At 41.0% G+C, this 24012-nt stretch carries 24 protein-coding genes; 15 read left to right on the forward strand and 9 right to left on the reverse strand.

The features are described 5' to 3' along the window. Nucleotides 1-46: 46 nt before the first annotated feature. Both IEY40_RS00905 and aat read right to left on the reverse strand, forming a co-directional pair. The gene (locus tag IEY40_RS00905; RefSeq protein ID WP_188952468.1) at nt 47-766 is read right to left on the reverse strand and encodes an arginyltransferase; all 720 of its coding nucleotides are present in this window, start codon (nt 764-766) and stop codon (nt 47-49) included. Next, on the reverse strand, nt 756-1463 hold the full coding sequence (aat, locus tag IEY40_RS00910) for a leucyl/phenylalanyl-tRNA--protein transferase (RefSeq protein WP_188952469.1): 708 nt from the start codon (nt 1461-1463) through the stop codon (nt 756-758). Before aat ends, IEY40_RS00905 begins: the two co-directional genes overlap by 11 nt. 52 nt (nt 1464-1515) lie before the next feature. On the opposite strand from aat, the gene IEY40_RS00915 reads away from it, so the two are divergent. Continuing rightward, nucleotides 1516-2004: an outer membrane lipoprotein gene (locus tag IEY40_RS00915; RefSeq protein ID WP_188952472.1), complete on the forward strand. Its 489-nt coding sequence runs from the start codon at nt 1516-1518 to the stop codon at nt 2002-2004. 105 nt (nt 2005-2109) lie between these two features. Here IEY40_RS00915 and IEY40_RS00920 read toward each other — a convergent pair whose 3' ends face one another. Continuing rightward, complete coding sequence (locus IEY40_RS00920) at nt 2110-2445, reverse strand: hypothetical protein (protein ID WP_188952474.1); 336 nt, start codon at nt 2443-2445, stop codon at nt 2110-2112. A gap of 335 nt (nt 2446-2780) precedes the next feature. Between IEY40_RS00920 and IEY40_RS00925 the strand changes: the two genes are divergently transcribed. Continuing rightward, nucleotides 2781-3533, forward strand: a complete 753-nt coding sequence (locus IEY40_RS00925) for a Nif3-like dinuclear metal center hexameric protein (protein WP_188953436.1) — start codon at nt 2781-2783, stop codon at nt 3531-3533. A 59-nt stretch (nt 3534-3592) separates the two neighbouring features. Next, complete coding sequence (locus tag IEY40_RS00930; protein ID WP_229776967.1) at nt 3593-5542, forward strand: monovalent cation:proton antiporter-2 (CPA2) family protein; 1950 nt, start codon at nt 3593-3595, stop codon at nt 5540-5542. 472 nt (nt 5543-6014) lie between these two features. Here IEY40_RS00930 and metG read toward each other — a convergent pair whose 3' ends face one another. Beyond that, complete coding sequence (metG, locus tag IEY40_RS00935) at nt 6015-8051, reverse strand: methionine--tRNA ligase (RefSeq protein ID WP_188952476.1); 2037 nt, start codon at nt 8049-8051, stop codon at nt 6015-6017. 137 nt (nt 8052-8188) lie between these two features. On the opposite strand from metG, the gene apbC reads away from it, so the two are divergent. The 9 genes from apbC to IEY40_RS00980 are packed head-to-tail and all read left to right on the forward strand — an operon-like array spanning nt 8189 to nt 15302. Continuing rightward, entirely contained in the window at nt 8189-9322 is a 1134-nt protein-coding gene (apbC, locus tag IEY40_RS00940) for an iron-sulfur cluster carrier protein ApbC (RefSeq protein WP_438811062.1), read from the forward strand. Nucleotides 9323-9331: 9 nt separating this feature from the next. Beyond that, the gene (udk, locus tag IEY40_RS00945) at nt 9332-9970 is read left to right on the forward strand and encodes a uridine kinase (RefSeq protein WP_188952480.1); all 639 of its coding nucleotides are present in this window, start codon (nt 9332-9334) and stop codon (nt 9968-9970) included. Between the two features lie 23 nt (nt 9971-9993). Then, on the forward strand, nt 9994-10578 hold the full coding sequence (gene dcd, locus IEY40_RS00950) for a dCTP deaminase (RefSeq protein WP_188952482.1): 585 nt from the start codon (nt 9994-9996) through the stop codon (nt 10576-10578). 5 nt (nt 10579-10583) lie between these two features. Continuing rightward, complete coding sequence (pabC, locus tag IEY40_RS00955; RefSeq protein WP_188953438.1) at nt 10584-11411, forward strand: aminodeoxychorismate lyase; 828 nt, start codon at nt 10584-10586, stop codon at nt 11409-11411. Continuing rightward, nucleotides 11408-12421, forward strand: a complete 1014-nt coding sequence (mltG, locus tag IEY40_RS00960) for an endolytic transglycosylase MltG (RefSeq protein WP_188952484.1) — start codon at nt 11408-11410, stop codon at nt 12419-12421. Before pabC ends, mltG begins: the two co-directional genes overlap by 4 nt. Next, on the forward strand, nt 12418-13065 hold the full coding sequence (gene tmk / locus IEY40_RS00965) for a dTMP kinase (RefSeq protein WP_188952486.1): 648 nt from the start codon (nt 12418-12420) through the stop codon (nt 13063-13065). The genes mltG and tmk overlap by 4 nt, the downstream gene beginning before the upstream one ends. Nucleotides 13066-13091: 26 nt before the next feature. After that, nucleotides 13092-14084, forward strand: a complete 993-nt coding sequence (holB, locus tag IEY40_RS00970) for a DNA polymerase III subunit delta' (protein ID WP_188952488.1) — start codon at nt 13092-13094, stop codon at nt 14082-14084. 47 nt (nt 14085-14131) lie between these two features. Then, nucleotides 14132-14458, forward strand: a complete 327-nt coding sequence (locus IEY40_RS00975) for a PilZ domain-containing protein (RefSeq protein WP_188952490.1) — start codon at nt 14132-14134, stop codon at nt 14456-14458. Between the two features lie 55 nt (nt 14459-14513). Further along, nucleotides 14514-15302, forward strand: a complete 789-nt coding sequence (locus IEY40_RS00980; RefSeq protein ID WP_188952492.1) for a TatD family hydrolase — start codon at nt 14514-14516, stop codon at nt 15300-15302. Nucleotides 15303-15605: 303 nt separating this feature from the next. Here IEY40_RS00980 and rsmF read toward each other — a convergent pair whose 3' ends face one another. Next, nucleotides 15606-17060: a 16S rRNA (cytosine(1407)-C(5))-methyltransferase RsmF gene (gene rsmF, locus IEY40_RS00985; RefSeq protein ID WP_188952494.1), complete on the reverse strand. Its 1455-nt coding sequence runs from the start codon at nt 17058-17060 to the stop codon at nt 15606-15608. A 122-nt stretch (nt 17061-17182) separates the two neighbouring features. Here rsmF and IEY40_RS00990 point away from each other — a divergent pair, with 122 nt between their 5' ends. Next, nucleotides 17183-18409, forward strand: a complete 1227-nt coding sequence (locus IEY40_RS00990) for a nucleoside recognition domain-containing protein (protein ID WP_188952496.1) — start codon at nt 17183-17185, stop codon at nt 18407-18409. 391 nt (nt 18410-18800) lie between these two features. On the opposite strand, the gene IEY40_RS00995 is transcribed toward IEY40_RS00990, so the two are convergent. The 3 genes from IEY40_RS00995 to IEY40_RS01005 are packed head-to-tail and all read right to left on the reverse strand — an operon-like array spanning nt 18801 to nt 22738. Beyond that, nucleotides 18801-21443 (reverse strand): PqiB family protein, encoded by a 2643-nt coding sequence (locus IEY40_RS00995; RefSeq protein ID WP_188952498.1) that lies wholly within the window; start codon nt 21441-21443, stop codon nt 18801-18803. After that, a complete protein-coding gene (locus IEY40_RS01000) occupies nt 21430-22119 on the reverse strand; it encodes a paraquat-inducible protein A (protein WP_188952500.1) in 690 nt (229 codons plus the stop codon). Before IEY40_RS01000 ends, IEY40_RS00995 begins: the two co-directional genes overlap by 14 nt. Then, nucleotides 22109-22738: a paraquat-inducible protein A gene (locus IEY40_RS01005; RefSeq protein WP_188953440.1), complete on the reverse strand. Its 630-nt coding sequence runs from the start codon at nt 22736-22738 to the stop codon at nt 22109-22111. Before IEY40_RS01005 ends, IEY40_RS01000 begins: the two co-directional genes overlap by 11 nt. A 208-nt stretch (nt 22739-22946) precedes the next feature. Here IEY40_RS01005 and IEY40_RS01010 point away from each other — a divergent pair, with 208 nt between their 5' ends. Then, nucleotides 22947-23240 carry a YebG family protein gene (locus tag IEY40_RS01010; RefSeq protein WP_188952502.1) on the forward strand — a complete coding sequence of 98 codons (294 nt, stop codon included), beginning with the start codon at nt 22947-22949 and terminating at the stop codon, nt 23238-23240. 49 nt (nt 23241-23289) lie between these two features. Further along, nucleotides 23290-23748, forward strand: coding sequence for a free L-methionine (R)-S-oxide reductase MsrC (locus IEY40_RS01015; protein WP_188952504.1), 459 nt, complete (start codon nt 23290-23292; stop codon nt 23746-23748). A gap of 90 nt (nt 23749-23838) precedes the next feature. Here the strand turns inward: IEY40_RS01015 and IEY40_RS01020 are convergent, their stop codons facing one another. Then, on the reverse strand, nt 23839-23976 hold the full coding sequence (locus IEY40_RS01020; RefSeq protein ID WP_188952505.1) for a hypothetical protein: 138 nt from the start codon (nt 23974-23976) through the stop codon (nt 23839-23841). Between the last annotated feature and the right edge of the window lie 36 nt (nt 23977-24012).

Here is a 24012-nt window from a genome sequence, read left to right on the forward strand (position 1 = left end):
AAAATCGGGCGTATCATGCCCCAAAATCGCCTAGCTGTAAAGGCCGTTAGCAAGAAAGAGGTTCAAGTTCTTCACCAATTTGCCAACCTTGTGGTGTTAAGATTTGATAAGGTCGATATTGGCGCTTGTAACGCATTTTCCGATTTTGATCAATTTGATAGCCTAAATACAAAAATCGTTTACCCATCGATTTTGCTAATTGGCATTGGATTAAGATCATCAAGGAACCTAATGATCTATCGGCATAGTCAGGATCAAAGTAACTGTAAATGGCTGAGAAGCTGTGCGCCATATTGTCGGTAACCGCAACCCCTATCAATTGGTCTTTATCAAAGACTTCGATAAACATCGGCGGTAACCAATCAGATAATAAAAAGTCATCATACTGGCTCTGTGAGGCTGGATACATAGGGCCATCGTAATGGCGCTCAGTTATGTATCGCTGATAAAGCTCAAAGTGCTCAGGTCGTGTCTGATAGTTTACTTTCCAGTGTAGATCTTGGTTATTCTTTAACGTTCTTTTTTGGCGCTTAGAAAGCACAAAATCGCGCACGTTTAGACGTATAGATTGGCAAGCATTACAGCTTGGGCAACGTGGTTTATAAATTGAATTTCCATTACGACGAAAGCCCATACCCAGTAATTGCTCAAATAATGCCCCATCAATATGCGGTTCTTGAATGATTAATAACTGCTCTTTATTGCCTTCGATATAATTACAATCAAAGGGATGACTTATGCCTACGTTGACGGATTTAGAGTTCAATTAACACCTCTTGTGGAGTCCAAATCGATGCGGCTATTGGTTGATCTCGATGTTGACGTAATAAGGTTAAAAAATCACATCTAGGCAAGGCTTTGGCGCCTAAGCTGATTAAATGCGGGTTCATGACTTGTGCGTCAATCAAATGATAACCATGCTTAACCACATGTTGATTGAGTATAGCAAACGCCGCTTTTGATGCATTAGTTTGCCTATGGAACATTGATTCACCGCAAAATATGCCTCCGACAGGGATGCCATACAAACCGCCAACAAGATGTTCATCATCCCACACTTCAATTGAATGCGCTTTACCTTGCAGGTGTAATTCATAATAAGCCATTTGGATCTCAGCTGAAATCCAAGTGCCGTCTTGAGCATTTCGCGGTGCGGCGCAGCCGGCTAACACATCTAAAAACGCATGATTTATTGTATAGCGCCAGGTCGATTTTTTAAGGAACTTAAGCAAACTTTTACTGCCAAAAGGGTGAGTAGGTATAAATACTGCGCGAGGATCAGGAGACCACCATAAAATGGGGTCTTGTGCATTAAACCACGGGAAAATACCTTGGTAGTAAGCTTGCTGTAAACGTTCAGGTTGCAAGTCACCTCCTATGGCCAATAAACCGTTAGGATCGGTGAGTGCATGTTCTGGCGGCGGAAAGCTTATAGACTGATTTAAATAAGACAGTGAGTTCACAATTGAGTATATTAATTGGCATACCTTGTCGTTAACTTAGCGGAAAATAGCGATGTTTAAAATCATAACTGTTACAAGTCAGAGTATTTTTGCACTATTACTGTCATTTTGCTTATTTAATAGCCAGGCACAAGCTGCCTATGAGCGTAATCAAGCAGTACCTGTTGAAAAAGTCATGTATGGCACAATTGAAAGTGTTAGGTATGTGAGCGAAAAACAATTGGTTGAGGATAGCCACAGTGGTTGGAAAACGTTTGGTGGGGCGTTAATCGGCGGTGTGATTGGTCATCAATTTGGTGGAGGTTCTGGTCAAGATGTTGCAACGGTCCTTGGTGCGCTTATCGGCGGTGGTTTAGGCAGCCAACATGGGCGTTCTGCTTATTATTTGGAGAATAAACTCGTCGAATTAATGATAACCCAAGAAGATGGCAGCCAAGTGATGGTTATTCAAGATCTTGATCCAGGTATGAGCTTCAATGCTGGTGATGAGGTGAGGGTGGTTTATTTAAGCGGTTATGTTCGTGTCGATATTGCAATGTAACAGGTTTTTATAGTGGTTAGCCGATGAGCTACTAACTAAAACAAAAGGAGCCGCGGCTCCTTTTGTTTTGATTCTAATTATAGATGACGATTACGTCGTATATAATTAGAATCCACGTGGTAATGTTTGATGACCTGCAGTATTCTCAAGCTTCAAGCGCCACAACTGTTTAGGGGTCAATCCACCTGATGTTGTTGTCGCTTTTTTACCGGGCTGTTTTTTTACAGCTGGCTTTGTTTGAGCCACAGGTTTTGCCGTTGCAATAACGTGTGTTGCACAGTGTTTTGCATGCATCTTTTCAAGCTCGCTAAAACGAACCGATTTGCCACCGTCAATTTTATACCAGCTACCAGCTTGCTCAATCAACACTGCTTTGCCTGATTGTTCTTCAAGGGCGATTTGCAGTTGGCTGATGACCTCTTCTTTAGTCAATGTTGTCATAGTTAATAACCTATTTGTTATCATGTTAAATGAAGGTTGTAATTAATTTTAAAGTGTTAACACTACAAAAGTCCAATATGTGGCTTTAGTTGTCTATTTAATGCTCATAAAGTTGCAATTACCAGCATTTATCACTGTAATAATTGAAATTTTCTAGCATGAGTACATTAATTCTTACTGTGGATATACAATATGAAAATGCATTTTTCTGGGTACTAATTATAGTTTTTTACCAACATCGCCGTTTTTAGGTGCGGTGTCATTCAGATGTTTTTAAACGATTACGTCTCATTTTTAGGAATATTATGTCTACACATCATCAAGGTCATTCAGCGATTACGCGCCAAGATTTAGCCGCCTATTTAGACCGCTTTTTAAATGTATCTGCGTTTAAAGATTACGCACCCAATGGTTTGCAAGTACAAGGTAAGTCAACCATTCGAACCATAGTCACAGGTGTAACGGCATGTCAGGCATTAATAGAACAAGCCGCAGCGGTTAATGCTGATGCAATTTTGGTTCATCATGGTTTTTTTTGGAAAAATGAGCCTGAAATTATTACTGGAATGAAATACCGCCGTATTAAGGCTTTAATGGATAATGACATCAGTTTATTTGGTTACCATTTACCATTAGATGCCCATCACGGTATTGGTAATAATGCGCAATTAGCGCACCAACTTGGAATTTTAAGTCCGCGGGTGTTTGAGCCAGTTGCACAAGATTTAATGTGGCATGGCCACCTAGAGCATCCTTTGTCGGCAAGTGAGTTTAGCCAATTACTCAGTAGTGTACTTAAGCGTGAACCTTTGCATATCGGTGACATCAGTAAACCCATTTCAACGGTGGCGTGGTGTACTGGTGGCGCTCAAGATTATATTGATCAAGCCGCACAAATGGGTGTTGATGCGTTTATTAGTGGAGAAGTCTCTGAGCGTACATTCCATGCAGCAATGGAGCAAGGAATACATTATTTTGCAGCAGGACATCACGCGACTGAGCAATTTGGCATTCAGGCATTGGGTCAGCATTTAGCCAGTAAATTTGATTTAAACCACCACTTTATCGACATTACTAATCCTGTGTAGTGATGATGTAATACCATTAAGTTGCCCAACGTTATGCTTTTGTTTGATAAGGATCGTTAATGACTGAATACTTTTTACAGGCTTTTATTTACTTAACTGCGGCTGTTATTGCCGTTCCCCTGGCCAATAAACTTGGCTTGGGTTCAGTGTTAGGTTATTTAATCGCAGGTGTTGTTATTGGTCCGATAATAGGTTTAGTGGGCAGCGAGACTAATACCATTCAACACTTTGCTGAGTTTGGTGTTGTGATGATGTTATTTTTAGTCGGTTTAGAACTTGAACCGAAAATGCTTTGGGCGATGCGTAACCGGCTTATAGGCTTAGGTGGATTGCAAGTCGGTGGTTCGGTGGTTGCGGTAATGGCTTGTGCGATTTATGCCGGTTATCAAAGCAGTATTGCACTCACAATAGGATTAATCTTTTCATTATCGTCGACGGCGATTGTATTACAAACGTTGTCAGAAAAGCGTCTCAATAAAACTCACGCTGGCAAAAATGCCTTTTCGGTTTTGCTGTTCCAAGATATCGCCGTTATTCCAATGCTGGCGTTTATTCCTTTGTTGGCATTACCAGAGTTAGTCGAAAAAGCCCAGGTAGCAGCAAGTAACTTGAGCGAGCAGCATGAACAGCTTAGTTTGGTTGCATCTTTACCTGGCTGGGCCTATGGCATTGTGCTTTTACTGGCTATTGGCATTGTGGTGCTTGGTGGACACTATCTTAGTCGACCACTTTTTAAAATGGTTGCAGAGTCTGGTGCACGTGAAATATCAACCGCAGCAGCATTAATGCTAGTGATTGGTATCGCGGCATTAATGAGTTTGGTGGGGATTTCACCGGCTTTAGGGACATTTTTAGCTGGCGTAGTGTTAGCAAACAGTGAGTTTAAACATGAATTAGAAGCTAATATTGGGCCTTTTAAAGGATTACTGTTGGGACTGTTTTTTATCACCGTAGGCGCAGGCATCGATTTTGCCGTATTGTTTGCTGATTTTGGCGAAATAATATTAATTACCTTAAGCGTGATGCTCATAAAGGCATTAGTGTTATATGTATTAGCTCTTATATTTAGGATTAAAGGAAGTGACCGTTGGTTGTTTGCCTTAAGCCTTGCTCAAGCAGGAGAGTTTGGTTTTGTATTATTGAGCTTTAGTGTGCAACAGCATGTGATCCCGACAGACTTAGCACAAACCTTATCCATCGTTGTTGCTTTGTCGATGTTCTTAACTCCAGGGTTATTCATCTTATTTGATAAAGTCATTTACCCGCGTTTTCAAGTTAAAACTAATCAACGAGAACAAGATAATATTGACGATGACGGTACTGTGATTATTGCCGGTATTGGCCGTTTTGGCCAAGTGGTAAACCGCTTCCTCATTTCAAATAATATTAAAACCGTTGTGCTGGATTATCAGGCATCGCAAGTAGATACGATACGACGGATCAACACTAAGGCTTATTACGGTGATGCTACGCGTCCAGACTTACTGAAAACAGCGGGCATTGAAGATGCATCTTTGTTTGTGGTAGCGATTGATAATCGAGAGAGCAGTGTAGAGTTAGTGAAATATTTACATCACAGCTATCCCAGACTCAAAATTGTGGCCAGAGCATTCGACAGAGGGCATGGGCATTTATTAAAAGAGGCTGGCGCAGATGTAGTTGAATCAGAAACTCATCACTCTGCACTAGAATTGAGTGTGTCATCTTTACAGTTACTCGGACACAGTGAAGAATACGCCATGAGGCGTAAAGCAACCTATAAACGGGTAGAAAAAGAAGCCTCTAAACGCCTTTATGATTTTTGGTTAAAAGAATCTGCTGGGGAGCGTTTTAGTAATGACTTTATTAAGTTATTTATGTTGTATGAAGAACGCTTAAAACAAGCCATGGATGAAGATAACGCTGCTCATCCAGATGATGCCGATATTAAAGATCCACTCAATGATATTACTGAAGTGAAAGTCAATGAAGATGTTGACACTAAAAGTGATACTCAACCAACCACATAAGTCAGAGTCTTATACCATTTCCATTAATTATGTGACAACTCTGAGAGCCCCCTGAAAGGCGGTTTTCTGTTTTTTCTATACTGCTTAATAACATTTTGACGAACGACTACATGGATACAGATCAATGCAGGAGCAGTTGCCGACGACTGAATGGACTCAGGAGGTAGAGCAACGCAGGAGCAGTTGCCGACGACTGAATGGACTCAGGAGGTAGAGCAACGCAGGAGCAGTTGCCGAGTTCAACTATGCCTACAATCCTATTATTTGCCTAGAAGACAAAGCTCTCACGCTAAATGAGCAGATAATTAGTGGCATTGGTATTATTGTTAACATCAGGCCCGCAATTGCTAGGTTAAGTTAGCAATACTAATAAAAAGACCGCCGAAGCGGTCTTTTTATTTATCGGTTTTGTCCGCGAATATCTTTGTAATACGAACGAAACAGAAACCCTGTGATCATGGTTACAATGAAATTATTTTACGCGCATACCAGGCTGTGCGCCTTCATGTGGCTCTAAAATAAACAGGTCTTTACCACCAGGCCCGGCTGCTAATACCATACCTTCAGAGTCACCAAACTTCATTGTACGTGGAGCAAGGTTAGCGACCATCACAGTTAATTTGCCGACTAAATCCTCAGGAGCGTAGGCTGATTTTATTCCAGCAAACACTTGTTTAGTCTCGCCGCCTAAATCGAGTTCAAGACGTAACAATTTATTGGCTTTTTCAATGTGTTCTGCTTTACTAATCCGCGCAATACGTAAATCAATTTTAGCAAAGTCATCGAAGCTGATTTCAGGGCTAATAGGATCTTTTGCTAACTGATCTACCGCCTGTGTTGGCGCCGGCGCTTGAGTTACTTGCAGGTTTTCTTTAGACGAATCAATAATCGCTTCAATACTTTTCAGGTCAATACGCTGCATTAAAGCTTTGAATGGGGCGATTTCATGGCCAGATAAATCTTGAGCTAGATTTTCCCACGTTAAAGTCAGCTGCAAAAAGCCTTCAACATCTTGTGCCAGTTTAGGTAATACCGGTTTGAGGTAGGTCACCAAAATACGGAACAAGTTTAATGCATTACTGCAAACTTGATGTGCTTCTTCTTGCTTGTCGTCTAGCTTAACTAACTGCCATGGCGCAGCGTCAGCAACATAACCGTTTGCAATGTCGGCTAATGCCATAATTTCGCGCATGGCTTTACCAAATTCGCGAGTTTCGTAAAATTCGGCAATGGTTTCACTCTTAGCTAAAAACGTCTCAGTTAGGCTGGTATCAGCTACTTTAGCAAGCTTACCGTCAAAGCGTTTACTGATAAAACCCGCGGTACGTGAGGCAAGGTTAACCAGTTTACCGACTAGGTCAGAGTTAACGCGCTGAGCAAAATCTTCTAGGTTTAAATCTAAGTCATCAATACGGCTATTAAGTTTTGCTGCATAATAATAACGTAAATATTCTGGGTCTAAATTATCAAGGTAAGTACGCGCTTTAATAAACGTGCCCTTCGATTTTGACATCTTTGAACCGTTTACTGTGACATAACCGTGGGCATATACGCTGGTTGGCTTGCGAATACCTGCGCCTTCTAACATTGCTGGCCAGAACAAGCTGTGGAAGTAAACAATGTCTTTACCAATGAAATGGTAAACTTCAGCCGTAGAGTCAAGGCTCCAAAAGTCATCAAAGTTTAGGTCTTCACGTTTGTCACATAAGTTCTTAAACGACCCCATGTAACCGATAGGCGCATCTAACCAAACGTAAAAGAATTTACCTGGTGCGTCTGGAATTTCAAAACCAAAGTAAGGTGCATCTCGCGAGATGTCCCATTGCTGTAAGCCTTGTTCAAACCATTCACCTAGTTTGTTGGCCATTTCTTGTTGCAATGAACCCGATTGGATCCATTCTTTCAACATGCCTTCAAATGCAGGTAGGTCAAAAAAGAAATGCTCAGTGTCTTTCATTATCGGTGTTGCACCAGACACTGCAGATTTCGGATTAATCAAATCAGTTGTACTGTAGGTTGCACCGCAATTATCACAGTTGTCGCCATATTGGTCTTCAGACTTACATTTTGGGCAGGTGCCTTTAACAAAACGGTCTGGTAAAAACATGTTTTTTTCTGGGTCGTACAATTGCGAAATTGTTTTGGTTTTGATGTATCCACCATCACGTAGCTTAAGATAAATATCGTTTGCTAATGCGCGGTTTTCGTCGCTGTGAGTGCTGTGAAAATTATCAAATTGAATATTGAAGTCAGCGAAATCTTGTTGATGCTCTTTTTGAACCTGAGCAATCATTTCTTCTGGTGTGATACCCATTTGCTGTGCTTTAAGCATGATTGGGGTACCATGGGCGTCATCTGCACAGATGTAATAGCACTCATGTCCGCGTAACTTTTGGAATCGCGACCAGATATCCGTTTGGATATATTCAAGCATGTGACCTAAATGGATCGGACCATTGGCATACGGTAAGGCACTTGTGACCAGTATTTTTCGCTGTGATGTCGTCATTTTGTCTCTATATCAATTTACACCAAAAATATGGCTCAATCCTAACTGATTGACTGAGATTTTTCATCAAAACATGACTTAAAAAGTGTATTAATCACTATTTTTTTACCAAGTTCTGATACACTTGTAAAAATTTCATGTTCGGAGCCGTGGTTTTGGTTAAATCGCATACAAATTATCAATTAAGTGACGAATTATTGTCACCAGTGTTAGATATTTTAGAGGCCTTTGTTGATCCTTATTTGAAAAAAGGCTTAGTCTCGGCAGAGTGCGTTACTGCACTATCAATATCTGACAAACGTTTACAACTCAGCTTAGTTTATCCTTATCCTTGCATGACCCAATATCGCGATACAGTGATGGCCATCACGAACCGTTTAGCGGTGTTAGATGCCATTGATGAAGTGGAGTGCGAAATTGACTTCCAGCCCCGAGTTTACTCAGCTTTACCCTCTATTGCTCCTATTCCAAATGTAAAGCAAGTTATTGCAATTGCCTCAGGTAAAGGTGGTGTGGGCAAATCAACAACTGCGGTAAATTTAGCGTTAGCACTAAAGGCTGAAGGCGCTGAAGTGGGCATACTCGATGCCGATATCTACGGTCCCTCTATTCCGCTCATGTTAGGTATTCCTAATTTCAGACCACAGTCTCCAGACGGTAAGCATATGACCGCGGCATTAGCTCACGGCATTTCAGCTCAATCAATTGGATTTATGCTCAGTGGCGATGAAGCGGCGGTATGGCGCGGCCCTATGGCAGCGGGTGCGTTAGCGCAATTATTGAATGAAACACAATGGCCCGAACTTGATTATTTGATTATCGATATGCCACCAGGAACTGGTGATATTCAGCTAACGTTATCGCAAAAGGTCCCTGTTAGCGGTGCTGTTATCGTTACTACTCCACAAGATATTGCCTTAGCAGACGCTAAAAAAGGCATTACCATGTTCGGTAAAGTGAATATCCCAGTATTGGGTATTATTGAGAACATGAGTTTTCACCTTTGTCCGGAATGTGGCCACAAAGAGCACCCATTTGGTACTCATGGTGGGAGCCAAATCGCCCAAAAGTACAATGTGCCATTATTAGGTTCATTGCCACTGCATATCAATATTCGCGAATCTATGGATAACGGCACACCGAGCGTAGTCAGTGAGCCAGAAAGTGAAGTGTCAGGGATATATCGCGAAATTGCCCGTAAATTAGGCGCTGAATTAGCACTTCAACAAGTTACATCAACCGTAAAAATTAGCATATCAGACGACGAGTAAGGTTAAGAGATGAATTCTCAGCAGTGTGTCATTATTGGGATCGCCGGTGCGTCGGCTTCGGGTAAAAGTTTAATTGCCAAAACCATATTTGAAGAGTTGTGCAGCGACCTAGGTACAAATCAAATTGGTGTGATTAACGAAGATGCCTACTATCGTGATCAAAGTCATATGACCATGGATGAACGGGTTAAAACAAACTATGACCATCCTAAAGCGTTAGACCATCAGTTATTAGCGACACATTTAACGCAACTCAAACAAGGTGAAGCTGTTCATATTCCTTGTTATAGCTATACAGAGCATACTCGCACTAGCGAAACTCTTGTCATGCAACCTAAGAAAGTGATTATTTTAGAAGGGATTTTATTATTAACAGATCCTAAATTACGTGATTTAATGGATGCTACTGTATTTATGGATACGCCTCTGGACATTTGTTTTTTGCGTCGATTGACACGTGATGTCGCAGAGCGCGGCAGAACCATGGAGTCTGTTATCTCTCAATACAAGCGCACAGTTCGTCCAATGTTTTTACAATTTATTGAACCATCAAAACAATATGCCGACATTATCGTGCCTCGTGGCGGTAAAAACCGTATTGCGACTGATATTTTAAAAGCTAGAATTCAGCATTTGTTGGCTAAGTAACCGTTTCAAGGAGAGGGTGTTGCATGCGTTTAACTGATATTGAAATTGAACAGTGTTTAGACAATGGCACCATTGTTATTGAACCTCGCCCTAGCATTGAGGCCATTTCTGGTGTCAGTGTTGATGTACGTTTAGGTAGCCAATTTCGAGTATTTAAAGACCATACAGCACCTTATATCGATTTAAGTGGTCCAAGTGCAGAAATGCAATTGGCATTAGATCGTGTCATGAGTGATAAAATTGAGATTGCTGAAAATGAAGCCTTTTTTCTTCATCCTGGTGAACTAGCGCTGGCTGTAACGTTAGAAAGTGTCACTCTGCCTGCCGACATCGTCGGCTGGTTAGATGGTCGCTCTTCTTTAGCGCGTTTGGGTTTAATGGTGCATGTTACCGCGCACCGCATTGACCCAGGCTGGCAAGGAAAAATCGTTTTAGAATGCTATAACAGTGGTAAGTTACCATTAGCATTGCGCCCAGGAATGACTATTGGTGCCCTGAATTTTGAACGCTTAAGCTCTGCAGTTGCGCGTCCTTATAACACTCGCAAGAGTGCAAAATATAAAGATCAGCAAGAAGCCATAGCAAGCCGGATCAGCCAGGACAAATAATGGCGTTGGTTTGGGTTAACCAAGTAAAACAAGGCACCATAAGTCCTTTTGACCGAGGACTGGCTTATGGTGATGGTGTTTTTGCGACAATGCGTACCGCTTCTGCCCATCAGGCAGCGGCGGTTTTGTTTTTGGATTATCACCTACAACGCTTACATCAAAGTTGTCAGCGAATAGGTATTCAATGGCAAGCAAGTCAACCACTTGTTGATCAACTCAACTTATTAGCTACCACCTACCCAAATCACTGTATCAAGCTTTTACTTACTAGAGGTGAAGGTGGGAGAGGTTACCAAGCTCCTGATATCGCCAATGTCACCGAAGTGGTTTCTGTACACGCAATTCCTAGCCATTATCTTCATTGGCAACAACACGGCATAGCGTTGGCATTATCACCGATTACACTTGCTCGTCAGCCTTTACTTGCAGGGGTTAAACACCTTAATAGGCTTGAGCAAGTGTTAATAAAGTCTCAACCATTAATCGCTAATACCCAAGATTGGTTGGTATGTGACACTGATGGTTGGGTCATTGAATCCTCGATGGCGAATATTTTTGCCATCAAGCAAGGCAAGGTTTTTACCCCTGCAATAACTCATGCAGGCGTTAGCGGTGTTATGCGTGAACAAATGATAGACCGTCTGTTACAAGAGGGCGTGTCTGTTACCGCACAAGCGATGCGATATGACGATATTTGCAGCGCGGATCATATTTTTATTACAAACAGTTTATTTGGTGTTGTAGATGTTAACACCATTGACCAATTTCAATTTAGCCGTTGGACGCACACATCGCGATTCAGGCAAGTTCTGAGTGTAAATTTATCATCATGAAAAAAACAATAACAACAAGATTACTCGCAAGTTTAATTCCGTTATTTGCGGTGTTTTGTATCAGCGGATATTGGTTTGCTACAGACTTATTTTCATTTCAAAAGCAGCCATTACTCATCAGTGAGATACAACCTTTAGATGTCGCCGCTGGTACGTCTGTGATTAAACTTGCACAGCAACTTGAACAACAAGGGCTGATTGTTGACAGTTGGAAGGTGAAATACCTAGTGAAACTTGAGCCTAAATTAGCCAGTATCAAAACGGGTTATTATCAATTAATTCCCGGGGATACGTTAGAGAGTGTATTCAAACGATTACGATTAGGCCAAGAGGCGGTGTTTACTGTCACACTCATTGAAGGTAAATCCATTAAAGAATGGCAACAAGCATTAGCCAAAAGCGAACATTTAGTGCTAGGAACCGATGACTTTAATCAAGTGCTTTTAGCCAACGGTGATGATTCAGGTTTGCCAGAAGGTAAGTTCTATCCTGAAACGTTTCATTACCATGCCGATGACAATGTACAAGGGATCTTGCAACGTAGTTATGACATGATGAAAATGAGCCTTAAACAAGCATGGGATGGACGAGATGAAGATCTTGCCTTAACGTCGCCTTACGAGTTGCTGATCATCGCTTCAATTATCGAAAAAGAAACCGGCAAGCCAGAAGAGCGAGATTGGGTTTCTGCTGTGTTTAATAATCGTCTCAAAATTGGCATGCGTTTACAAACAGATCCAACAGTAATTTATGGTATGGGCGAGCGCTACAAAGGTAATATTACCCGTAAAGATTTACGGGAAACAACCGCATTTAATACCTACAAAATAGACGGATTACCGCCAACGCCGATCGCCGCGCCAAGTCGTGCATCATTATTTGCCGCGGCCAATCCAGCTAAAGTGGATTATTTATATTTTGTCTCGCGCAATGATGGTAGCCATGTATTTTCAGCAACCCTAAAAGCCCATAACCGCGCAGTAAACGAATTTCAGAGAAAGAAAAAATGATTAGCGAAACAGGTAAGTTTATCGTTATTGAAGGTCTTGAAGGTGCTGGGAAGTCAAGTGCTATCACGTTAGTTAACGATTTAATTAAACAACATACAGGCCATGCGCCTGTGTGTACCCGTGAGCCAGGTGGTACGCCATTGGCTGAAAAAATGCGTGATCTGGTTAAAATTGCAGATGAAACCGATCCATTGTGCGACGAAGCAGAGTGTTTACTCATTTACGCAGCTCGCTCGCAACTGATTGCTAATGTGATTAAACCTGCGCTTGCTAAAGGACAATGGGTGCTGGGTGATCGCCATAATTTATCGTCACTTGCTTATCAAGGTGGCGGCCGTGGTTTGATGCCGCTAGTGAAAGCGGTCAGTGATGCTTGTTTAGCTGGCTTTACGCCAAATTTAACCTTGTATTTAGACATCGAGCCGAAACTTGGTTTAACTCGTGCAGCAAAACGTGGCGAGTTAGACAGAATTGAGCAACAAGCTATCGACTTTTTTGAGCGTGCAAGGCAAACCTATTTGCAACTCGCATCGCAAGATGACAGCATCGTGGTGATTGATGCAAGCCAAACCATGGATAAAGTTCATCAAGATATTCGCAGTCAATTGTTACAGCGTTTGCCTTTATTGCACAATAAAGATTAGCGGATATTACTAAGGACTATGCTGAAATGAGCAATTATCAACTGACGCAATTACCGTGGTTATCTGATGCCCATCAAGGTTTTGTTGATGTGCATTATCGCGGTAAAAGCAGCCACGCTCATTTATTGAGTGTTGATAGTGCCCTAGGTGGCATAGTGCTTGCTAATTCCTGTGCACAAACAGTGTTATGTCAACAATTAACACCTGTCGGGGCTTGTGGTCAGTGTAAGAGTTGCTTGTTATTACACTCAGGTACCCACCCTGATTTGCACGTTATCGAGCCTGATGGCAATCAAATTAAAGTTGATCAAATTCGTCAACTTTGTCAATCGCTAACGCAAACCGCACAACAAGGTGGGGCAAGGGTGGCTGTAATCACTCATGCAGAGCGATTGAATATTGCGGCAGCTAACGCACTTTTAAAAACCTTAGAAGAGCCCGGTGATGGCGTGGTGCTGATTTTACAAACCAACCGTAAATCGCAGTTGCTCCCCACGATTACTAGTCGTTGCCAAGCTTTAGTATTTATCGAACCACAAAAAGCTGATATTCAACAATGGTTAGCAGAGCAAGATTTGTTACCCGCGCCAAATGCACAAGGTAAAATTCATGATGTAACTTGGTGTATTAACGTTGTCGGTGGTCCTTTGTCTTTGGCCAACAGCTTACGCAGTAAACATTATCAGCAGTTACTGGCATATCGTCAAGATTGGGCTCAAAGTCTAAAAACCGGACATTTATGTAATAGTCTCTTAGGCTTGACGGAACAACAAATTGTTGATGCACTTAATGTTTTGTATTTGTACTTACGCCAATATGTGTTAAAAAGTAATAGTAAGATTCAATTACAAACTCAAGCAAGTGACTCGAAGCAATTGAATCCATTGGTGCAAGCCAAGTTATTAGAACTTGCAGGGCGCATAATGCAAATGTGCCAAAAGCTGGAAACAATGCCAAGTGTGAATACCCAAGCGTTGTGTCAACAATATGTCTTAGCTTTTAAACAATTAACACATTGATTAGCTAAGTTTAATATCAACATTTTACTGAAAGAATGCATTCATATATGGTTGATCTTGTAGTTAACTACGATACATTACACAAGCTTTATCGTGCTTATATGCCGTTTATTAAACCGGCTGGCTTATTCATTGCGACCTCTGAAAGCCATTTTTTAGGACAAGAGCTAACAATTTCATATCGGTTGCCAAATGCTACACAAGCCAATGAATTTAAAGGTACAGTGGTGTGGATTAACCCCATTGGTGCTTCAGGCGGACGTCCTGCGGGTATTGGTGTTAAAATTAAATCTGATGTTGAAAGCCATAAACACCATATTGAAAAACTTTTATCGAGCGAACTGTCCTCGAGTGATTTGACCTGCACCATGTAGCTAGGTATTCTTGCACACCTGATTTAGTTACTGACATCGTTGTGAAAGAATACCCATGTTAATTGATTCCCATTGCCACCTTGACCGCTTAAAAGCGGCTCCTGATACAGCAAGCCTTCACACTATTATGGATAACGCTAAAGCCCAAGGCGTTGACTATTTATTATGTGTTAACGTTCGTCAGCAAGGCTTTGAAGCCATGCGAGACAAAGTAGCAGCATTTAATAATGTGTTTCTCTCTTCGGGCGTACATCCTCTTGATGTGCAGGAAGGTTTAATTATTGAAGACATTAAACGATTTGCAACCGATCCCCGTGTAGTAGCCATTGGTGAAACTGGTTTAGATTATTTCTATTCTAATGACACCAAGACATTGCAACAGCAATGTTTTGAACAACAAATTGCCTTAGCCGTTGAAGTGAGTAAACCATTAATCGTCCATACTCGAGACGCACGTGAAGACACGATTAATATGCTTAAAGCCGGTAATGCTGATAAAGTCGGTGGCGTATTACATTGCTTTACTGAAAACTGGGAAATGGCCAAAGCGGCAATCGATTTAGGTTTTTATATTTCAGTTTCAGGTATTGTGACGTTCAAAAATGCTGGGGAATTACGTAGTGTTATCCGCCAAGTGCCAAAAGATAGGTTATTGGTTGAAACTGACTCACCTTATTTAGCGCCAGTGCCGCATCGTGGTCAAGAAAATCAACCTGCATATGTACGTGATGTCGCTGAGTTTGTTGCTGAGTTACGCGGTGAAAAATTTGACGAATTAGCACAATACACTACAGATAACTTTTTCAATTTATTTAAAGATGCGGCTAAATTAATCGGTCGATAGTGACTTATTGCAGATAAAAAAAGACCCAAAACTATCCAATTGTTTTGGGCCTAGGGAAAGGGCTCAATTAAGAGCCTTGCGCTACTGTTGAGGCCTTTCATTGGCGGTGTGTCGTAAACCTATAACCATACAATATTGAATAACTTCAAAGTGGTTTACTCTACCTGCACATATTGAAATGCCAAATTCTCAATGTCGATAAAATAAATTATAGTCACGCTTGTTTATTTTGCACAAAAGTCACGTAAATATTTTCTCAATTTTTATCTGGAACAGTACCAACACTCTCATAATTTAACATGGCTATAAGCTTAAATTGACTTTGTCGCGAACCAGTTCTCTTGGCAAATTATTTTTTAGTCTATGGCCTAAATGCTTAACCACGCCTAATACCACGTTATGATAACTGACCAGCATTTCCCCGTGCGCCGTATTGGCTAATTGTTGCTGTAATCCATCAGTAAAAGAGTTTGTTGCAATATCTCTGCCCATTAAAAAGTCTTGAGCCTGAGATGAAGATAACGCCACGGTTCGCGGTCCTAGTGACGCAGAGCTTGATAATGCAATAATGGCTTCATGTTTAGCTTTATAGCCTTTTTTCATTACATCGGCGAGTTTAAGCCCAATACGTTGAAAACGCATTTTTCCAATGAATGGCAGAAACATGGCTGGAAATAACCAGTATTCATCGTCGCGAAGCATGATGATGTCATCCGCCGGCAATTCGATTGCAAAACTATCACTAAAATATTGTCTTAACTCTATCTGTTGTTTATCGCCAGCATGGATAAAGGGGAAGTTTTTTTGTAATTTAGGCTGTTTTTTTATGCGTTCAACTGAAGTCATTTTACGAATTTTTGCCACAAAAAAGCCTTCACTATCGAAAATTTGTGGCCAAACATGCAAGAACCCTTGTTCGGTGCACGCTTTTTCTGCACCAGTAAACAAGTTTGTGAGCGGAATAAACTCTACGGCATCGGGATAGGTTTGCTGTAAATGTTGGCAAATGTGTTGGTTTTCTAATTGGCTTAACGTACAGGTTGAATACACTAACGTACCACCAGGTTTTAATGCTAAAAAAGCAGATTCTATCAACGCTTTTTGGGTTTCAGCAATCGCGGTAACATCTTCGATATCCCAATGTTTTAACGCCAGTGGATCTTTACGAACCGTACCTTCACCACCGCAAGGCGCATCTAATAAAATGGCATCAAATGATTCAAACAAATATTCGCCAAAAACTCGCCCATCAAAATGAGTCAGAGCGGTATTGCTTGCCCCCATTCGCAGTACATTAGCATGAAGTACTTTTACGCGGCTAGCAGAGTATTCATTGGCTACCAATAACCCCGTATTTTGCATTAACGCTGCTATTTGCGTTGTTTTAGAGCCAGGCGCAGAAGCGACATCTAAGACTAATTGAGGTTGAGTACCGTCAGCAAATAGCGCTGTGGGTGGTAACATCGAACTGGCTTCTTGAATATAAAACAGACCTTGAATATGTTCGATGGCGTTACCCAATTGCACATCATCTTTACCTTCAATCCAAAAGCCTTCAGCACACCATGGAATTGGCTGCAATATCCAACCCGCTTGAGTCATTATCTGAACAAAGTCTGGGACAGATATTTTTAAAGTATTAATCCTAATTGACTTACGCAGTGGAAGATCGCAAATGGCGATAAACTCGTCCATAGCCAGGTGAGGAGGCAATTCTTTTTCGATGTGACTGATAAAGTTTGGATTTAATTGGGCCATATTAACTACGTTACATTATTTATTGCAGAATTAGCTCGATCATACCACGGAATAGTTACCCCTGTTTCGCAATGATTACTGTATATTAAACAAAAACTCATTACTGAGTCATGGAGTTATGTGTGTTAAATAGAGTTTGGCTTTTATTTTTTATAGTTGCAGCACTTTCAATCGTTATTCAATTGATTGGTGGAAACACTCAGGTGCTAAGCGAGTCGGTTACGGCATTATTTGCCAGTGCTAAGTTAGCTGCTGACATATCTCTTGGATTAATAGGTGTATTAGCATTATGGATGGGTTTAATGCAGGTTGGTGAAAAAGCTGGGGTAGTCGGCCTATTCGCACGTGTATTTGAACCGTTGTTGTCTAAACTGATGCCAGAGGTGCCGCGCGGTCATGTGGCTTATGGCAGTATTAGCATGAATTTAACCGCGAATATTTTAGGATTAGACAACGCAGCTACACCTTTAGGTTTAAAAGCGATGCACGATTTACAGAGTTTAAATCCGGTTAAAACGGTCGCCACCAATGCACAGATTCTGTTTTTAGTGCTAAATACTTCTTCGGTGACATTGGTTCCAGTTGCAGTTTTTTTATATCGAGCTCAACAAGGTGCTGCCAATCCTGCGGATGTATTTTTACCAATTTTATTGGCTACCAGTGCCTCAACCATTGTGGGGTTATTGGTGGTTGCCATTGTGCAAAGGATCTCACTGTTTAACAGTGTTATTTTAGCTTATGCGGGGCTAATAATCGGCACATTGATGGCTGGCATTGCCTATTTAGTTACCTTGTCTGCAGACGCTATTGGTCAAATGTCGATGGTACTTGGTAACGGTATTCTACTTATTTTGATATTCAGTTTTATTCTTGCGGCAGGTTATCGAAAAATTGCGGTTTACGATGAGTTTGTTGAAGGTGCAAAACAAGGTTTTAATCAGGCGATAACCTTAATTCCATACCTTATTGCAATGTTACTAGCGATTGGTGTGCTAAGGGCTTCTGGCGCATTGGATTATGCCTTACATATGTTGGCTTCAGTTGTCAGTGGTTTGGGCTGGGATACGCGCTTTATTGATGCTATGCCTACCGCGTTCATGAAACCGTTTAGTGGATCTGGAGCCCGTGCAATGATGTTAGAAACAATGGATCATCATGGCGTCGATTCATTTGCGGGACGTTTAGCTGCTATTTTACAAGGCAGCACGGAAACCACTTTTTATGTGTTAGCGATATACTTTGGTTCTGTTGGTATTCGTAATGGCCGTCATGCGCTTAGTTGTGGCCTTGCTGCTGATGTAGCAGGTATTAGTGCGGCAATAGGTGTGTGTTATTGGTTCTATGGCTAGTGATGCTCTGAATTCGCGATAATAAACGCCTTTCATACGCTACGTTGCTCTGCTAACAGTGTAAAGTTGATTCACAATAGGTTAGCTATTGATGCGTTAATTTACTTTACGAGTATAACAAATGACATTTTTAACTTTGATCTTGTTAAAGCTCTGGTTATTAATAGAAATAGTGCACTCCTTATTTTGAAGTAAGCTTATACGATTTCCATTAATTATGTGACCAGAACACCTATTACTTGCCTAAAAGGCACAGACTCCCGCTGAATGACCAGATAATTAGTGGAATTGGTATTGATGAAATCGATAGCAAATAGCGAGTAAGTTACTAACAAAAATAAAAGGCCGATAGTGATATCGGCCTTTTATTGATTACATCAATTCTTGTTGATTATTTAGTTTGTGTTGGCTGCCACTCAGCCCATTCTTCAAGTATGTTATGTTGTAAGACGATACGGTCATTTGCTGATAAGGTGTTTGAATCAGTTGTGACATCGCGTGTTGCAATTGCTATTCCGCCTGCCAGAATGGTTTCAAGTGACTGGGTTTCAAGCTTTGCTCCAGAAAATAAGCCTACATCTAGCTTGATCCCAGAAGCATCCCAAAATTGACTGCTTTTATTAACCAGATGACCGTATTGGGCATTAACATGGGCAAACAGTGTAATATCAACACCGCTATCAGCTAATTGATAACCATCAATTTGACCGACATTAATACCGCGGAAAAATAGTGGTGTTCCGACCTTGATTGAGCCTAACTGGGTATCTACGAGCTGAAACCTAACAGCATCTGCAGGGATATTAGCATCTAAACGAGCATGTTTTTTCGCTATAAACGTATCAGTTGTTACTGCCTCTTTACCCGGAATAACGCCTATGTATGGTCCAGTTAATAGTGTTTCTGGTGCGTTTATACCAGCAAGTGATATTTGCGCTTCTACAATAAAAAATTCACTGTCTATACGGCTGAAATGTGATGCATAGTCACCATAAAGATAAGCTTTGGCATTAAGTGTTGTTAAACTTGGGTCAAGTTTTACTTGTGATATTTCACCAATTTGATGGCCTTGGAAACGTATAGCCGCTTTGGGAGTGACTTTAGCGCTGACTGGTAACGTTAGGTCAATCACTTTGGCCTGCATTAACGCTAATGACTGATTATCGTATAAACGTAAATTGGTTTTAGTATCACTTGCTATATTGCTGTCTAAATGCCCAAGGGTAATACCGCCATTAATGGCGCCTTTAAGTGGAGCAACATCAATATTTACACCTGCTAGGCTTGCATTGATAGACACGGCATTGTTGCGCCAAAATACCGTATTGGTTTTGATTAACGGAGAAAACTTTTTATCGATGTTTATATCGATACTGAATTTGTCTGTTTTAGCTTGCCAATTAACTTTAGCAACAGCTCCTATCTGCATCTTTTTGTAATAAATAGGTGAGCCTTCCACTAAATCAGCACCATCGATACTGTTTAAGGTTAACTTCGTCATTTGTTGTTGCGCGTATAAAGCCTGTGCAGTTTCTAAAGACTCATGTAAAGCTAAGGTGCTATTAGCTTCAACCAAAGTCTTGTTATTAGCTGGCACAAGGCTAATTGCACCTTCTAGCATAGTCGTTAAATCTCGAGTAGTTACATTAATGCCATCGAGGGAGGCATCGATAGCTAATGCACTTTCAGGTACAAAAAAACTGCCTTGAGTGACGAGTTTTTTGAATTCAGGTAATATCTCAATCTGATATTCAACTTTAGCAAAGTCATCACTTAAGTTAACGCTAACCACTTGGCCTATTGGTAATTGTTTATAGCGTATTTGCGCGCCAGTACTCACCCCTGTATGGGTGGAAGCTACCACAGTTAATAACAGTTTATCTGCACTGAGTAAGTCTGGGGCTTGTGAGGCAAGTTCAAATTGCATTAGTTCAGTGGGTTCTTTAATGCCAGGTAATACGTTAATGACACTCCCAGAGATTAATCGGCCGACATTTTTGATTCCCTTAAGCGACAATTCTGCTCCGCTCAACCAGAAACGGCTATCTGGGGTGATTAATTCTTTATAGTGATGCTCAACACGAACGGATAATTCAATACCATTGTCTGTTAGCTGTTTTGTATCGACATTACCGATGGTTATTCCTCGGTAAACAATAGCTGTGCCTTCACTGATATCTTCTGCATTGGCTGCCGTCAAAGTGAACATAACACCACCTATAGCGGTTTGTTCATCTTGAAATAATGGATATGTATCGCCATTGCTAGCTTTTGTGGTTTCTGAACCACTGTCGAAACTAATACCACCGGCTAAAATGGAAGCGATACTCTCAGTGTTTACTTTAATTCCTGCTAGTGATGCATCAATCTTTAATCCAGACACATTCCAAAATCGTGAATCCTTGTGGACTAAGTGCGTATATTGCTCTTGCACAAAAGCACTAATGATAATTTGTTTGTTACCATCAAGACGGTAACTTACGACACTACCAACAGGCACTTGTCGAAAGAACAACGGTGAACCTACATCGATTGAGCCGAGTTTAGGCGCTTTGAGCTCCACCATAATACCTTCGCTACCAGGTAAAATTGCTGGCGCTTCGCGTTGTGCTTCAAACTCAGTTGCCGAGCGGCCATCACCAGGTTGAATCGCAATATAGTTACCAGAAAATAAGGTGTCTAAGCCCTCAACACCAGTAATGCTAGCCTTAGGTTTAACTAACCAAAACAATGTGTTTTGATTTAAAAATGGATCAGCTCTGTAGTCCATCACGACTTTCACATTAACGCCTTTTAAATCGTCATCGATGCCAATATCAGTCACTTTACCCACAGTTAACCCTTGGTATTTCACAAGTGTTTTACCTATGTCGATACCTGCAGCACTCGGAAAGTGTATAACGATCTCAATGCCAGACTCCTTGATGCTTTTAACCCCAAGCCAAGCGCCTAAAATTAACGCGACCACGGGTAATAACCAGATTGGCGAGAATAATTTTTTCTTCACAACTTTAGGTGATTCAATTTGTGTCATGTTTTTTTTCCAAGCGGTCCCAGAGTAAACGAGTATCAAGCACTTTAGCGGCCAGTTGTGTTAGCAAAATAACTAACGCAAAAGCCGTAGCTGCAGGCGCAGGTTTAGCATCAAGTAATTGCCCCATATTAACGAGTGCAACGGTTAATGAAATAACAAATAAATCGAGCATCGACCAACGGCCAATCCATTCAATAATATGAAAACCCACCATTAATTTTCGTTTTGAAATAGGTAAGTTAAAGCTAATGGCTGCTAAGTATGTTGCTAGACCAAAAATTTTTAACCAGGGCACTAAAATACTGGCAGTAAAAACAATTATGGCGATCGGAAACATACCTGTTTGAACCAAATGACTTATGCCGCTAAAGATGGTGTCATTGGTGACCACCCCACGATTAGTCAATAGTGTAATAGGGTAGATATTGGCTAACACCAATAAAATCGTAGCGGTAACAAGTAATGCCCAACTTTGTTGTACGCTGGCGTAATTACGTGTTGATAATGGACTAAAACAGCGACGACAATGACTACTGCTAGTGACATTGAGCTTTTTACACACTGAGCATAAACATAACCCGAGCTGATTACCTTGCAAGTGTTTAGGTGTAGTTGTGCTTCGCTGTTTCACTTCAGCAACGGGTAGCTCAGATGTGGATGATTGATCAATGTTCATCTACATAGCTCCACATGTGTTCAAGATTATATTCTCGTTGTAAAAATAAAATAATGACAAACAACATGGTAAAACTAAATGTGCCCATGCCAAAATATACATCTGAAAAGTCAGATAATTGAAACGCTGAAACTAAAAAGCTGATGACATAAATTTCGAGCATGGTCATCTGCGCGATTAACCCCTGGTTTTTGAGCAAGCTTGTATAAATTCGCTGCCAAAAAGAACGCTGTAATTTTAATTTTACGATAATAACCTGGGTTAAAATTGATAAAATTAACACAGCTGGCGCAATCACTGCGGCGACTAATACAGCAAGTCCCACTACCCAATATCCTTGCGCCCATACCGCTATTGCAGCTTCTATTACTGTGGTGGTGCGAATACTGCCTAAAAAATGAATTTCAAGCACAGGTAATAAATTCGCGGGTATAAAAATAATTAATGCAGCAAGACATAAAGCTAACATGCCATTAATAGAACAATATGGAGAGTCGTATAAAACCGTATCACAACGCGGACAGATTGCCCGCGCACTTGAAGGGAGTGCTCGCTTTGTGACGGCCAGATCACAAGACCGGCATAAGATGATGGAATCGTGGTCATCTAGTTCATGCATCAAAAGTTTTTAATCCATAGTAATATACGGTGCTATTAATGAGCAAACACTTGCCAAGCCATCTTTTTTACTCAGATGACGGCAGATAAAATGCAACACGCAATATATCTGCTTTGCTTGATAATATCAGAATAATCAGAACACTTGCATCATAAGTTAATAGTATGAGATTCTATGTACTGTATATAAAAACAGTGAGGATAATATCATGGCAGTGATTACCCAATTTGTCGTGGTTAGAGAAGGGGTGGAAAAGATGACATTCACATCGAAAAAGGAGGCTGACGCCTACGATAAGATGCTTGATATTGCCGATAATCTACTTCCTTTTTTGACGCAAGCAGATTTAGGTCTTGATGAAAATAAGTGCGAACAACTCGCATTTTATCTAGCAAACAATAAAGATGAGCTTTCTAACTTGCTAAAAGGCACAGTACAGGTTAAAACCCCTGCTGCAACAAAAGTAAAAAAAGCATCTGCAAAAAATACATCAGCGGAATAACGACGTTAATGCCAACAGTGAGCGTTAATGCCAGAGTTAAGGAACAAGAATGAAAACCGAATTTTACCAAACATTAAACCGCCAAGCCCAAGCATTGTTAGAAGGCGAAGACGATTTAATTGCGGGCATGGCTAACTTTTCTGCATTACTTAATGATAATTTAGCTGACCTTAATTGGGCCGGATTTTACATTAAGCGTGCTGACCAATTAGTATTAGGTCCGTTTCAAGGTAAAGTAGCTTGCACTCGAATTGACATGGGGAAGGGCGTATGTGGTACTGCTGCAGCCTTAAATGAAACCCAAAGAGTTGCAGATGTACATCAATTCGATGGTCATATTGCTTGCGATTCGGCGAGTAATTCAGAAATTGTCATCCCTGTTCGTCGCGGCGATGAAGTTGTGGCGGTTTTAGACATCGACAGTCCATTATTGAATCGTTTCGATGAAGATGATCAAATTGGCCTAGAAATGATGGTAAAAAGTTTCGAATCTTGCCTATTTGCTTAAATAGCGAACAAATAAGGCTAAATCATGGTCGCATTCGCTGTGGCGGGCTTTATAATACGCAGCTGCACGCATTTGTACTGGATTTCATTGTTAGCGATGATTTAAGCTGATAGTAAGTTCGGTTAAATTGTTAAGGTTTGTTTCAATGACTTTAGCAAACAGGCGGATAGTGATAATTTGTACGTTGAGCTTTAACGATGAAGCTTGGCGAAAGATGAACGACTGCATGGCTACAATGCCGCTGAACCAGTCCCTTTATTAACG

This window comes from Shewanella ulleungensis, assembly GCF_014648315.1.
GTDB classification, from domain to species: domain Bacteria; phylum Pseudomonadota; class Gammaproteobacteria; order Enterobacterales; family Shewanellaceae; genus Shewanella; species Shewanella ulleungensis.

Excerpts from the sequence above, each read along its gene's own strand:
- udk (WP_188952480.1), top strand. The coding sequence starts at position 9,332 with ATGAATTCTCAGCAGTGTGTCATTATTGGGATCGCCGGTGCGTCGGCT.
- IEY40_RS00975 (WP_188952490.1), top strand. The coding sequence starts at position 14,132 with ATGGTTGATCTTGTAGTTAACTACGATACATTACACAAGCTTTATCGT.
- dcd (WP_188952482.1), top strand. The coding sequence starts at position 9,994 with ATGCGTTTAACTGATATTGAAATTGAACAGTGTTTAGACAATGGCACC.
- IEY40_RS00995 (WP_188952498.1), bottom strand. The coding sequence starts at position 21,443 with ATGACACAAATTGAATCACCTAAAGTTGTGAAGAAAAAATTATTCTCG.
- IEY40_RS01010 (WP_188952502.1), top strand. The coding sequence starts at position 22,947 with ATGGCAGTGATTACCCAATTTGTCGTGGTTAGAGAAGGGGTGGAAAAG.
- rsmF (WP_188952494.1), bottom strand. The coding sequence starts at position 17,060 with ATGGCCCAATTAAATCCAAACTTTATCAGTCACATCGAAAAAGAATTG.
- apbC (WP_438811062.1), top strand. The coding sequence starts at position 8,189 with ATGTTCGGAGCCGTGGTTTTGGTTAAATCGCATACAAATTATCAATTA.
- IEY40_RS00915 (WP_188952472.1), top strand. The coding sequence starts at position 1,516 with ATGTTTAAAATCATAACTGTTACAAGTCAGAGTATTTTTGCACTATTA.
- IEY40_RS01000 (WP_188952500.1), bottom strand. The coding sequence starts at position 22,119 with ATGAACATTGATCAATCATCCACATCTGAGCTACCCGTTGCTGAAGTG.
- IEY40_RS01015 (WP_188952504.1), top strand. The coding sequence starts at position 23,290 with ATGAAAACCGAATTTTACCAAACATTAAACCGCCAAGCCCAAGCATTG.
- metG (WP_188952476.1), bottom strand. The coding sequence starts at position 8,051 with ATGACGACATCACAGCGAAAAATACTGGTCACAAGTGCCTTACCGTAT.
- mltG (WP_188952484.1), top strand. The coding sequence starts at position 11,408 with ATGAAAAAAACAATAACAACAAGATTACTCGCAAGTTTAATTCCGTTA.
- IEY40_RS00930 (WP_229776967.1), top strand. The coding sequence starts at position 3,593 with ATGACTGAATACTTTTTACAGGCTTTTATTTACTTAACTGCGGCTGTT.
- IEY40_RS00980 (WP_188952492.1), top strand. The coding sequence starts at position 14,514 with ATGTTAATTGATTCCCATTGCCACCTTGACCGCTTAAAAGCGGCTCCT.
- holB (WP_188952488.1), top strand. The coding sequence starts at position 13,092 with ATGAGCAATTATCAACTGACGCAATTACCGTGGTTATCTGATGCCCAT.
- IEY40_RS01020 (WP_188952505.1), bottom strand. The coding sequence starts at position 23,976 with ATGCAGTCGTTCATCTTTCGCCAAGCTTCATCGTTAAAGCTCAACGTA.
- tmk (WP_188952486.1), top strand. The coding sequence starts at position 12,418 with ATGATTAGCGAAACAGGTAAGTTTATCGTTATTGAAGGTCTTGAAGGT.
- IEY40_RS01005 (WP_188953440.1), bottom strand. The coding sequence starts at position 22,738 with ATGCATGAACTAGATGACCACGATTCCATCATCTTATGCCGGTCTTGT.
- IEY40_RS00920 (WP_188952474.1), bottom strand. The coding sequence starts at position 2,445 with ATGACAACATTGACTAAAGAAGAGGTCATCAGCCAACTGCAAATCGCC.